This is a genomic window from Aliiglaciecola sp. (genome assembly GCF_039982535.1).
GTDB lineage: Bacteria > Pseudomonadota > Gammaproteobacteria > Enterobacterales > Alteromonadaceae > Aliiglaciecola.
On record NZ_JBDWYG010000046.1, the window covers coordinates 37,023 to 49,376 of the forward strand.

Sequence of the window (12,354 nt, forward strand, 5' to 3'; positions counted from 1 at the left end):
CTCAAAACGAAGAATTTGCCGGTCTATATAACTCTATTTTTACGCTTTATGGCTTTAGCGGACTTTGTGTGTCCCAACAAAACTACTCAGTCTGACACCCACTAAAAGTAAAGTAACTACAAATGAAAAGAATCCAAATATTATTAACTTAGCTAGCTCGAGGGCTTTAGATAAGGTATCCATGCTTCTCCACATGGCTATATCGGAATTGAAGTACTGAATAACCAATACCATAACAACACAACCCGCTAGCACTTTAAGCAAAAACACTAAGGTATTGGTGGTGATTTGAAACACCCCTAAACGGTGTAACTGCACATATAAAAGAGTCGCGTTCATCGTAGCTGACATAGCGGTTGCAATGGCAAGCCCCACATAACCATAAGGAATCGCTAAGGCAATATTGAAAAATATGTTTGCTACCATGCAATAGATACCAAAACGAACCGGGGTTTTTAGATCTTGACGAGAGTAAAAGCCTGGCGCTAACACTTTCACTAACATAAAGCTTAATAACCCTGTGGAATACGCCATTAGACTATAAGAAGCCATAGTTGCATCTTCCGACGTAAAAGCCCCACCGTAGAAAATAGTTAACAACATAGGTTCAGCCAAGACAAATAAACCTGCGGCAGCTGGCGCACCAAGTAGGCACACAACTTTTATTCCCCAGTCCATACTGTTACTAAACGACTGCCGATCTTTGCTCACATATTGTTTTGATAAAGTCGGCAATATGACTGTCGCAATGGCAATACCAAAAAGTCCTAAAGGAAACTCTAACAATCTATCTGAATAATATAGCCAACTTACTGATCCCGTCATTAAGGTGGTGGCGATCATTGTGTCAATAAGCAAGTTAATCTGACTCACGGAAACACCAAATAATGCAGGTATCATTAAGGTTCTAACTTTACGAACTTTAGGATCCGACCAAGCCCATTGGGGTTTTACCAACACACCCGCACGGTACAGAAATGGAATTTGAAATAAAAGCTGCATCATTCCACCAATAAACACTCCCCAAGCCAGTGCAAATTCAGGGTTGTCAAAATAAGGTGATAGATACAACGCACAACTAATAATGGCAACATTAAGCAAAACAGGCGTAAACGCCGCCACGGCAAATTTATTGAGGGTATTTAAAATCGCACCAGATAGACCAGTCAGAGAAACAAAAAATAAATAGGGAAAGGTAATTTTTAACATCAACGCAAAAGGTTCGAATTTATCTGCCTGAGGACCATCATTTAAGTAGTCCACAAACCACCCTGCGCCAAACAGCGCAGCTACCACTGGCGAGCCGATAACGCCTAGAACAGTGACTACGGTTACAATAACACCTAAGGTACCTGAGACCTTTGCGATAAATAGTTTTAGGTGGGCTTCATCCCCTTCACCTTTCACTTCAGATAGCACCGGAATAAATGCTTGAGCAAAAGCGCCTTCAGCGAAGAGTCTACGTAAAAAGTTGGGGATTTTGTTGGCCACTAAAAACACATCGGCGGCCGCACCGGCACCAAGCATATTGGCAACCACCACATCACGAATTAAACCAAGAATCCGTGACAAAAACGTCATAAACGAGACAATAACACCGGATTTAAGCAGCTTTTTTGACAAGAATGATTCCTTTACACCGTATCCGGTAAAAACTCAGGGGACTATATTATTATGTGTGCGATATTATGCGTGATAAAGGTGAACTGAGTCTATACTCAGTCCTGAATCCAAGCTAAATTAACCTAGTTGCTGTAAATATCAATTATTCCGTCAAAACTGTTTGACAAAGGCTTATCAAATAGGCACAATCTGCGCCCTTGAATTTTGACTAGATTTTTTTCGGGAGTTTCAAATTGGCTAACATTAAGTCTGCTAAGAAACGCGCAATCCAAGCTGAGAAACGTCGCCAGCATAACGCTAGCCGTCGTTCAATGGTTCGTACTTACCTTAAGAAAGTAATCGCTGCCATTGCTGCTGGTGATAAAGAAGCTGCTACAGCTGCTTACACTACAGCTACTCCTTTGCTTGACCGTATGGCAACCAAAGGTTTGATCCACAAAAACAAAGCTGCTCGTCATAAGAGCCGTCTTGCTTCACAGATCAAAGCTCTGTAATTACGCGTTTTAGGTAATACATTAGAAAAAGCGCTTATGGCGCTTTTTTTATGCCTGTTTTTTACCCTTTCCACTGCGATTATTGCACTAACCCGTCGTTTATATTCAAAAGCAGTGAATTAGCCTGTCATCATTTATTCAAATAAACGTCACTAATCTGTCAATCCCCTAAGTTAACTTGCAAACCCCATAAACAAACTTAAATTTGTTGTTGCTTTGAATAGCAGCGAGGAACTTATTTTGCCTAGTTTTTACTTCACGTTTATGGTGCGCGCATGAAAAAACAATACAAAACAGTTTGGTTGTCAGATATTCATTTAGGTTGCAAAGATTGTAAAGCTGAGTATTTACTCGACTTCCTAAATAACCACCAATTTGAAACGATTTATTTGGTGGGAGACATTGTTGATATGTGGGCCATGAGTAAACAATTTCGTTGGCCAGACAGCCACAATCAGGTTTTACACAAAATTTGGCAATTATCTCAAACAGAAACCACAGTTATATACCTCCCCGGAAACCATGACCAACCATTGCAAAAATACAACGGCATGGAGTTTGGCCATATCAAAGTTCTGCGTGAAACAATTCATGTTACCCAAGACGATAAAAAACTCTTAGTTTTACATGGTGACCAATTCGATGAAGAAGTATGTTTCGGGCCATTTCATGCCTGGATTGGAGATAAAGCTTACGATTTATTGTTATTTATAAATCGTTGGTTTAACCGTATTCAAACCTTTCGCGGTAAACCCTATTGGTCTCTGGCAGGTCATATCAAAAAACATATTAAAGGCGCAAATTTAGCCATTGATAGATATAAACAAGCTTGTTGTAACAGAGCAAAATCTCACGGACTTGATGGCGTTATTTGTGGTCATATTCATCACCCAGAAATATGTTCAAAACGAGATGTTATTTATTTCAATGATGGCGATTGGATCGAAAATTGTTCAGCCCTAACTGAGAATGAAGAGGGCCATTTAGAACTAGTATATTGGACGAATTTGGCTGAAAAAGCCCAAGTAATTCCGATTAAACAGGCGGGTAAGTCGAAAAACTCACAAGCAGCTTAAAGCCATTATCAGAAAGCTTAACGTCACAAATTTGCAAGAAATGTGGCGTTAAATTGTCATATTTGCTCGGTAACATCCGCAAAAATGCAGATACATTTAGGTTTGAATATGTTCACTGTTGAAGACGTTATCAAAAAACATTACCCACAAGCAGAAAACAACCCTTGGGTATCAAAACCCCTGCAATTCGCTTTGAGACACCTACTTCATGAAAAAGAGATGTTGGAATTTGGACAAACCTACCCAAACATCCAAGGCATAGATTTTATCGAACAAGTCTTAGCCTATTTCAATATCAGTTACTCAGTCAGAGATATTGAAAAAGAGCGTATTCCCAGTTCTGGGCGAGTGGTAGTAATAGCGAATCACCCTATTGGCTCATTGGATGCCTTGGCGTTATTAAAACTATTATGTGAAATAAGACCAGACGTAAAAGTCGTAGCTAATCAAATGCTAATGACTTTAGATCCCCTGCAAGATATGTTGCTCCCAGTCAATAACATGCAAGGCGGTACGCCCAAAGAACATCTTCAAAATATTCATCAACACCTTAAACAAGAAGGGGCTGTATTAATCTTCCCTGCTGGCGAAGTGTCACGTCTACGCCCCCAAGGTGTCAGAGACACTCGCTGGAATTCAGGATTTTTAAAAATCGCGCGCTCAACCAACTCCCCTATCCTGCCGACCTTTATTGATGCTAAAAACTCGCCTCTTTTTTATGGCGTATCTATGTTGTACAAACCACTGGCTACCGCGCTATTGGTAAAAGAGATGTTTAAACAAAAGCGTAAACACTTACCCATTAGAATCGGCGAAATCGTGCCAGTAGAGTCATTCAATCACAATACCTTGTCGCGCACACAACATGTCAAACTGTTTAAAAAACACTTGTACAAGATCGCTTCGGGCAAACGTGGGGTATATAAAACCCAAACTGCCATTGCACCACCAGAAGACCGTAAAGCCTTATCCAAAGCCATCAAAACGGAATGCGAGTTATTAGGTGAAACCGGTGATGGCAAACTCATTTATTTGTATCAATATGGAAAATCATCGCCCATTATGCGCGAAATAGGTCGATTGAGAGAAGTTGCCTTTCGAGCTGTGGGAGAAGGCAGCAATCGCCGTAGAGATATAGACAAGTTTGATAATCACTACCTACAACTCATTTTATGGGACAGAGATGATTTAGAAATTGCTGGCGCTTATCGTATAGGTGATGCAAAAAGAATTGTCGAAAAATATGGTGTAGACGGGCTTTATTCAAGCACCTTATTTAATTATAAAGACAGCATGCAGCCCTACTTTGAACAAGGTTTAGAGCTAGGCCGCAGTTTTGTGCAACCCCGCTATTGGGGTAGACGTAGTTTAGATTATTTGTGGTATGGAATAGGGGCTTTTATTCAGAAAAATCCTCAATATCGCTATTTATTTGGCCCTGTGAGTTTAAGTAACACTTACCCAAATGCCGCCAAGAACGTCATTGTGCAGTTTTATCAAATGTATTTCCCTTGCCAAACATGCCTAGCTAGTTCAAAGCTACCGTTTGAAATGAGCGAACAACTCAACTCACCTTTTAGGGGGAATGATTACAAAGAAGATTTCACGACCTTAAAGCATTTGTTGGCGAATATGGGCATGCTAGTGCCAACCCTATACAAACAATATTCTGAAACCTACGATGACAATGGCCTACAGTTTTTGGATTTTAATATTGATCCTGACTTTAACGACTGTATTGATGGTTTAGCATTAGGTGATATTTCAAAAATGAAAGCCAAAAAACAAAAACGTTATTTGCAGCAAGAAATCAAAAAAGCCAGCTAATGGATAATAACAACCAACATCAACTTATTTACACAGCAGTCAAAAAAGTGGGCTCTACTGGTACTTCTAGAGCTAGCAACTAAGCAGCGGATATTAACGATTCACCATTGACTATTGCAACTGAATCGCTATATCGTTGCTGCTAAGTAAACTACTTAAATTACTGAGTAGCTCTACGCTGATGTTAGGAGAAATACTTTGCTGCGCTTTTTATTTTTAATACCCATTGCGCTATTTTTGATTTGGATTATTTACCTAAAAACCCATGGCTATAGTTTAGATGATGGCAAAAAAGGATTTATTAAAATTCTGGTAATTTCATTAGGGATTGCAGCCACCTACCTGTTGTTAATGTGGATACTGTGAACATGCCCCTCAGCTAAAGAACTTGCTGTTACAGGCTTTAGCGTTTAAGCCACCCAAACAATTTATTTGACGCTTGTTACCAGCAGCCTTTGGGCAAACGTTGCATTGACTGATTAATGCTTAACAGGCTACAGGCTGAGTCTTTTTTCTGGTTATTTTGTGCTGTCGCAGTTAATACAAAGGTTATTCCTCCTTTGTTTTCTGTCGCAAATATATAGTGTTCAGAATTTTTTAATCCCAACTCCTCTGCATTTGCGTAACGGCCATGAGTCAAGCGAAACTGTCCTTGCAAAAGGGTGCTTTCAAACAACTCATTTTGCGCCTGCTGCCTGCGAGACTTTAAAATATTACTGCTAAAAACGTTACCCGATACCGCTACCAGAATGGCAATGATTGCCAAGGTGATCATTAATTCAATTAAGCTAACTCCCTTGCTCATAAAACTGTACTCCATCTTTTTTAAATTTTCATATACTCAATATCAGTAAAGCACATGGAAAAATTCAAAGGGTATTGAAAGTGCGTATAAATCAAAAACATCGGTTTAAAAGGACTTTTCTTCCGGGATTTACCATTTTGGAAGTAATGGTAGTGCTATCAATTATTGCGTTGCTTTCGGCAGTTGGAGCTCCGTCAATCATGCAAACCTTGCGTCACCAGCAATTAAAAGGCTCCTTACAGACCAGCTACTTTTTATTGCAACAAGCGAAATCAACAGCCATAACTCAGAATAAACAAGTAACCGTTCAATTCGAAAAAGGAGAAAACTGGTGCATAGCACTTAGTGATAGTGGTCCTTGTGATTGCCAATTGCATGCCACGTGCAAAGTAGATGAAATTGAATATCGGGTTTCCGCTGACGATTATCCAAACGTTTTATTTTCAGATATAACCATGGGAAAGAACCAAGCTATTATCTTCGATGGTGTGAGAGGAACAGCCATTGGCAATGCAGGTTCTGGCGTATTTAGTAATGGCAATGAAGCAGCCAAACTTATCGTCAGTAATTTAGGGCGCGTTAGAATTTGCATGCAACACGGACACTTAGGCGCGTTCCAAGCATGTTAAATTCATTATCAAAACAGCTCGGATTTTCACTCATTGAGTTACTCATTGCGATGACAATAGGCTTGGCTGCAGTATCGAGTTTAGCCGCATTTGTGGGTAACAGTGCAGCAACCAATAGCAAATTTTTGATGCTAATGCGCTTGCAGGAAGAACTCAATACAGTTGCAAATCTGATCTCAACGGATTTACAAAGAGCAGGTTTTAATGCTGATATTAGCGCTGCGATAAAGAGTCCAGATATCTACCTAAGCCAATATCATCATCCTATTGTAATCGCCATGCACCCGAAAGAACCCGACAGTAGCTGCATTTTGTATGCCTATGATAAAGACAAAAGTGGCGTTATCAATATCGAAGGAAATAACGAAAACTACGGATTTCGACTCCGCAATAATGCTGTGGAAATGCGACAAGATGGTGCCGACTGTGCAGCCGGTGGTTGGCAGGATCTTACGGATAGCAGTGTAACGCATGTGGATGAGTTACGATTCACTATCATTTTCACCTCCCAATCCACAATGGCGATTCGCTTGCATTTAGCGGCTTCGGTGAAACAAGACAGCAACCTCAGTCGACAGATAGTTCGAGATGTGTTTCTGCAGAGTCAATACGATGCATAAATTTTCTCCTGCAAGGCATGTGGGCGCAATAATGTTAGCAACTGTCACATTGCTGCTTCTCCTTAGTTCAACCATCTTGGTTTATTCAGCAAGAGTCAGCATGGCTAAAAATAGAATTAGCCTTAACACACAAAACCATGTAACTGCGGAAAATTTGGCGGCAATGGGAAGCTTCCAGTTGCTATCCCAAATTAGCGAGCAGCCATTGGAGAAGCTAAGTGAACAAACCCTAATGATAAAAGGCCAAGGACAAATTGTAATAGACATGCAAAATACCCAAATCGAGCGCTTTAATCAGCAAATGCATATCATTGAAATTCGCTCCAAAGGGACTTCGGAAGATAACTTAGCCACTGTAAATTTGTCCCAGCTTGTTATCTCTTACCCGTTACTCCGTGCATTACCTAAAGCACCGTTAATAGTCGGTAAGTCTTTGTCTATCGAAAGCAAATTAACCTTAGTCGCAGACCCTAACGGTGCAGGAACGGGGTTACCCTTGTCCCTATGGATGGCAAATGAGTTAGATATGGCAACGTTAGACTTAGTGAGCTGTCAGCTGTATGAATATTTAACTAACGACTGTGAAGTATCGCCTTTGAGTGTGGAACATAACAAAAACAGCGACATCATTGATAATCCCGGCACTTTTCCCAATGATGTTTTTGCTTATCTAACTAACTTACCCGCTAAACACAGAACACAGTTTATGGATGAAGCCGATAAAGTTGTTTCTCACTGTGAAGATCTCAGTCATGCAAATTCAGGCTTAATATGGGTAAAAGGTAATTGTAAGCTTTTAAAAGACACCACAGTAGGTACAACTGAAGACCCTGTCATGTTGATTGTGGATAAAGGCAGTTTAACTTTCGCCGACAATACAAAAATCGTGGGGATGGTAATGATGTTGACCCCCTTAGACTCTATTTTAGCTGCGCAAATCCATGTTAATGGTGCTGCACTGATTGATGGAGCCTTGATTGCGACAGAGTCAATTGCCGTTACCAATCAACCGTTAATAATCAAATATAATGCTGATGTCATAAGTAACTTCCAACAAGATCCAAACAATTGGCGAATTGCCCGTGTGCCTAACAGCTGGCGAAATTTCTGATGGCTCAAGGTAACCATAAACGACTCACTGTAAACTATGGCTTTTCGCTCATCGAAGTGATGATAGCCTCTTTATTACTCCTTGTGGGAGTAACCGGCTTCGCCACCATGCAAACTCATATAATGACTTCTAAACAGTCCTTAGACATGCATGCCACTGCGGTGCAAATCGCAAAACAAAAAATGATTGAGCTAAGATATTTTGAGCAAAATAGAAAGTCTGAAGTTATACAGAACTTTCAATCTATCGCCGACGATCAAGGGGGAATTTCTCACTCTGGTGAAATGGAAATAGTCGAAAATACCCACACTGAAAACACCCTAAAATTTAAGCAGCACTGGCAAGTAAGGGAACAATATTTTGTGGATTCAGACGAAGATGGTAAAGCTGATAAGTGGGTGACTAGTGAGTCTGAGATTGTGCCTTCACCATTACCGCCCTTGCCTGCTAGAAAGGAAGTTAAAGTTCAGGTTAGTTGGATAGATGAAAAAGGTGATTCGAAAAAATATGAGTTAACCAGCTTCATTGCTCCAATTCCTACCCATAGGAGTTACCACGCTTTTAATAAGACAGAAGATTCTGAAGTAACCCCTGAACGACAAATGCCTTTGGCGCATTATAAAGCGCAAATGTTCCATAAAATAGATAAAAACACGCTGCAAACCAGTCTTCCTATTCAACTCCATAAGCAACAACCTATTAGTCGACTGGATACATTTAAGCTTGTTTACGATGAAGACTCCAAACTCAGCACTGCACAACAGCAAAGAGAATTAGCTTTTAGCCAATGCCGATGCAAATTATCTGTAAAGAGTAACGCTAAGACACCGGCCCAAATAATAATTGATGCAAACCAACTTAACGTTCAGCCTGGCAAATGGACAACCAAAATGACAGGTATACCAGAGCCAGGACAATCGCCATTATGTTCCTCTTGTTGTCGGGATCACCATGATTCAGAGGCGATGTTAGAAGAGCAAAATTACTATAGAAAAGAATCTGATTCGCCACATACACATTACAAATTAACGGATGATGGAAAATACCTTAAGGCAAGCAATAGCGGTGACCAATACGACGAACTATGCCGATTTCAAAGGGTAAATGGAGAGTTCGAAATACTAGCGGATTTACAGTCTTTGCAAACTATCGCTTTTCTTAAAAATCAAATGACAACAGCATTCAACTCCGAGTATCAAAAACACGTATCAGACTTACTCAAGAATTTTATTTTAGGTAAAGATTTACCCGTATCACCATTGGAAAAAACAGTGACCCTTGTGCCTTCTGCTGCACAATTAGAGCTAAGAAGTCTATATATAGAAAGACTTACAGAAGAACACAAAGTAACACTTCAACAAATGATCTTAAAAGACGACTCTGATTGGCTCAAACTCACTCCATTTTTAGATGTTGAGTTAACCATGCATGCTGATTGGAACAGCGGTGACAAAGCGGTTGCCCGAATCACGAATCAGCCTAGAGAAACTAGCTTTTCTCCTAAAGACCAACTTTATGCTTCTTATAGCAAGGGGCGGTTAGTAGCACTCGCTACAGGAAACACAAAACTTACCAATAGTCTAAACAGGGGGAATGAGGGGCTTACCGGCTCTCCAGCAATTTCAGTGTTCAATCTATCTCAAGTTACTTCAAGCAGCCCTATGCAACTAAAAGTTAAAGAAGGTAACTTACATGGTCTAGTTGTAGACATATATTGTGTGTCGTCAGAAGCTGATCTTGAGCAGCCCTGCTCTGTTACTCAAATGCTGGAGTTGAGTAAACTGAAAGTTACCCCCGAAAAGGAAGGGTTTAGCTGCAGTACTGAAATAGCAGCTCACCCAAGTACAAGCTTTTTCAATTGCTCAATGGTTCCTAATGGTTGGATAGGCACTATTGCTGTTGATAGCAGCCTGCTAGAGGCAAAGGTAAGTCTTTTTTGGAAAGATCCCAGCGGTAAGCTTACACTAGGCAATAATTTGGGTATAACAACCCCCATAACCGCAACATCACACTCTGAATATTGGCTGATAGTAGAATTTAACAGTTAAGCTAAATATTGCATTTTTAGCCAATATACCACCCCTTGAAACTTCAGCAATCAAATTAAAGACATAAAAAAGGCCAGTGTCACTGGCCTTTTACAAATTAATTTAAAAATAATAATTTATTGAATATAAACTTCAACATCTGCATCTGCTTTCAATGCTTCGATTAGGTTAGTAATTTCAATTTGCGAGTGCATTTGTTCTAATTGACGTTGCATTACTGACACCTGCTCTGCCGGAAATTCTTCCGAGCTATTTACATGATTTAACTGAACTACACTGATGTCACCGTTAGTTAACTCAACCACCGCTTTGTTTTGTTCTTCGTTGGGAGACAACTGAAACACCTTGTCAACTACTGCCGCAGGAACGTCATTACCAAAACGACTAAGGTCAGCTTGTAACTCCCAGCCAATATTTTTTTCTGAAAGTTTATCAGTTATATCAGAACCACTTTCTAACTCTGCTAACACCGATTGTGCCCAGACTTTCGCAGCTTCCTGCGCTTTTTGAGCCGTTAGCTGAACAACAATCTCTGGCTTAACTTCCTCTAATGACTTGGTACGCTCTGGTTCATGCTCTTTAACACGAATGATCATCACATTATTTTCACCAATGGAGATCACTTCACTGTTAACTCGATCACCAATTAGCTCGTCTGAAAAGGCTTGATTAACGACTAACGGACTGGAAACTTCAGTTGGCGGAGCATTTTTAGTAAACAACGCTGTAGATTTCACTTCAGTGTCTAAGGCATCAGCTACTTCGATTAAATCGTTGGGCATTTCAAACGCCAGCTCAGCAGCCGTATTTTGCAGTATGAAAAACTCTTCAACCGCTTTTTCACGTCTAACCTGCTCTGCCAATGTGTCTTTGACCTCAGCAAAAGGAGTAACTTGTTGATCTTTAATATCCGTAAGCTTGATAATTTGTAAACCAAAATCTGATTCAACAATATCGGTAATGTCACCAACATTTTCTAAATTAAATGCTGCATCTTCAAACTCTTCGTCCATGTCGCCACGTCCGATATAATCAAGATCACCACCATTTTCGGCTGAAAAGGCATCATCAGAAACTTCAGACGCTACCATCGCAAAATCTTCACCGCTACGTAAGCGTGTTAACGTGGCTTCAGCTTTCTCTCTAGCTGCATCTTCATCTTCACCAAACTCAATAAGAATAAGTGAAAGCCTTCTCTGTTCTTCAGTTTGGAAATCATTAGAAGAACGATTGTATAAGTCTTCTACTTCTTCGTCGGTAACTTCAATTCCTGCCATCAAGTCATCGGCGTTAAGCTCAATATATTCTAAGCTTACTTTTTCTTGGGTATCAAACTGAGTCAGGTTTTGTTGATAATAAACTTCAATATCCTGATCACTAATTTCAACTGAATCAGAAAAACCGCTAGATGCTACGGTGAAATATTGAATATCTCTGGTCTGAAATTGCAAAGCAAGAATTTTAGAGGCTTCAGACTCAAGGCTAAACTCGCTGCCTAACATCGCGCTGACAAACTGCTGACGTGTCATTTCGCTGCGTAAATAGTCTTTAAACGTACTAGGTTGAAAACCAATCTGACGCAATGTAGCTTTGAAACGTTCATTATCAAAGGACTGACCAACCTGAAATTCAGGCATACTCGCGATGCTTTTAAGTACTTGTTCTTCACTAACACGCAAACCAATTTCTTCGGCAGCTTGCTCCATCAATTTATCGGCAATCAATCTGTCGATAATATTTCTGCGAAACTGACTTAAATAAGCGCTATCGGCAGCTAGTATGCTGAAACTTTCTCCGTATTGCGCTTCCATTCTTGCACGTTCATTTTGATACGCACGATCGAATGTCGTTTGGGAAATTTCACTTCCATTTACTGATGCAGCCGCATTACTAGATGAAGATACATAACCACCAACGCCCGCGAAGACGAAACTTAAAATAACTAAACCTAGGATCACAACAGCCCAAGTGCCTTGGGATCCTTCTCTAATTTTTTCCAACATATGCGTCTTTTATCTCCGACGGACTAATGAATTCAACCGTATTAAACTTTTTTCAAACGGTAATAAAGCGGCAGGATTATAACGTGAAAATTGGTTTGAGCACCAGTGATATACCCAA

Annotated in this window: 10 protein-coding genes; 7 read left to right on the forward strand and 3 right to left on the reverse strand. The window is 40.2% G+C overall.

Annotation, left to right across the window (positions count from 1 at the left end):
* Nucleotides 1-54: 54 nt before the first annotated feature.
* Nucleotides 55-1,623 carry a murein biosynthesis integral membrane protein MurJ gene (gene murJ / locus ABJV04_RS15500; RefSeq protein ID WP_348492484.1) on the reverse strand — a complete coding sequence of 523 codons (1,569 nt, stop codon included), beginning with the start codon at nt 1,621-1,623 and terminating at the stop codon, nt 55-57.
* Nucleotides 1,624-1,856: 233 nt separating this feature from the next.
* On the opposite strand from murJ, the gene rpsT reads away from it, so the two are divergent.
* The 3 genes from rpsT to ABJV04_RS15515 all read left to right on the forward strand — a co-directional run bounded on the left by rpsT (nt 1,857) and on the right by ABJV04_RS15515 (nt 5,020).
* On the forward strand, nt 1,857-2,117 hold the full coding sequence (gene rpsT / locus ABJV04_RS15505; RefSeq protein WP_303474411.1) for a 30S ribosomal protein S20: 261 nt from the start codon (nt 1,857-1,859) through the stop codon (nt 2,115-2,117).
* Between the two features lie 275 nt (nt 2,118-2,392).
* A complete protein-coding gene (locus tag ABJV04_RS15510; RefSeq protein ID WP_348492485.1) occupies nt 2,393-3,193 on the forward strand; it encodes a UDP-2,3-diacylglucosamine diphosphatase in 801 nt (266 codons plus the stop codon).
* Nucleotides 3,194-3,301: 108 nt separating this feature from the next.
* Nucleotides 3,302-5,020, forward strand: a complete 1,719-nt coding sequence (locus ABJV04_RS15515; protein WP_348492486.1) for a lysophospholipid acyltransferase family protein — start codon at nt 3,302-3,304, stop codon at nt 5,018-5,020.
* 442 nt (nt 5,021-5,462) lie between these two features.
* Here ABJV04_RS15515 and ABJV04_RS15520 read toward each other — a convergent pair whose 3' ends face one another.
* Complete coding sequence (locus tag ABJV04_RS15520) at nt 5,463-5,825, reverse strand: type IV pilin protein (protein ID WP_348492487.1); 363 nt, start codon at nt 5,823-5,825, stop codon at nt 5,463-5,465.
* A gap of 80 nt (nt 5,826-5,905) precedes the next feature.
* On the opposite strand from ABJV04_RS15520, the gene ABJV04_RS15525 reads away from it, so the two are divergent.
* From ABJV04_RS15525 to ABJV04_RS15540, 4 genes are all read left to right on the forward strand, one after another.
* A complete protein-coding gene (locus ABJV04_RS15525) occupies nt 5,906-6,454 on the forward strand; it encodes a GspH/FimT family pseudopilin (RefSeq protein ID WP_348492488.1) in 549 nt (182 codons plus the stop codon).
* Entirely contained in the window at nt 6,448-7,074 is a 627-nt protein-coding gene (locus tag ABJV04_RS15530; protein WP_348492489.1) for a prepilin-type N-terminal cleavage/methylation domain-containing protein, read from the forward strand. Before ABJV04_RS15525 ends, ABJV04_RS15530 begins: the two co-directional genes overlap by 7 nt.
* A gap of 100 nt (nt 7,075-7,174) precedes the next feature.
* Nucleotides 7,175-8,185 carry a hypothetical protein gene (locus ABJV04_RS15535; protein WP_348492490.1) on the forward strand — a complete coding sequence of 337 codons (1,011 nt, stop codon included), beginning with the start codon at nt 7,175-7,177 and terminating at the stop codon, nt 8,183-8,185.
* Entirely contained in the window at nt 8,185-10,233 is a 2,049-nt protein-coding gene (locus ABJV04_RS15540; RefSeq protein ID WP_348492491.1) for a prepilin-type N-terminal cleavage/methylation domain-containing protein, read from the forward strand. Before ABJV04_RS15535 ends, ABJV04_RS15540 begins: the two co-directional genes overlap by 1 nt.
* Before the next feature lie 116 nt (nt 10,234-10,349).
* Here the strand turns inward: ABJV04_RS15540 and ABJV04_RS15545 are convergent, their stop codons facing one another.
* Nucleotides 10,350-12,236 (reverse strand): SurA N-terminal domain-containing protein, encoded by a 1,887-nt coding sequence (locus ABJV04_RS15545; protein ID WP_348492492.1) that lies wholly within the window; start codon nt 12,234-12,236, stop codon nt 10,350-10,352.
* Between the last annotated feature and the right edge of the window lie 118 nt (nt 12,237-12,354).

What these genes read in the sequence shown, in the direction of transcription:
- ABJV04_RS15510 (WP_348492485.1), top strand. Translation starts at nt 2,393, where the DNA reads ATGAAAAAACAATACAAAACAGTTTGGTTGTCAGATATTCATTTAGGT.
- ABJV04_RS15540 (WP_348492491.1), top strand. Translation starts at nt 8,185, where the DNA reads ATGGCTCAAGGTAACCATAAACGACTCACTGTAAACTATGGCTTTTCG.
- ABJV04_RS15520 (WP_348492487.1), bottom strand. Translation starts at nt 5,825, where the DNA reads ATGAGCAAGGGAGTTAGCTTAATTGAATTAATGATCACCTTGGCAATC.
- ABJV04_RS15545 (WP_348492492.1), bottom strand. Translation starts at nt 12,236, where the DNA reads ATGTTGGAAAAAATTAGAGAAGGATCCCAAGGCACTTGGGCTGTTGTG.
- ABJV04_RS15530 (WP_348492489.1), top strand. Translation starts at nt 6,448, where the DNA reads ATGTTAAATTCATTATCAAAACAGCTCGGATTTTCACTCATTGAGTTA.
- ABJV04_RS15515 (WP_348492486.1), top strand. Translation starts at nt 3,302, where the DNA reads ATGTTCACTGTTGAAGACGTTATCAAAAAACATTACCCACAAGCAGAA.
- ABJV04_RS15535 (WP_348492490.1), top strand. Translation starts at nt 7,175, where the DNA reads ATGGCTAAAAATAGAATTAGCCTTAACACACAAAACCATGTAACTGCG.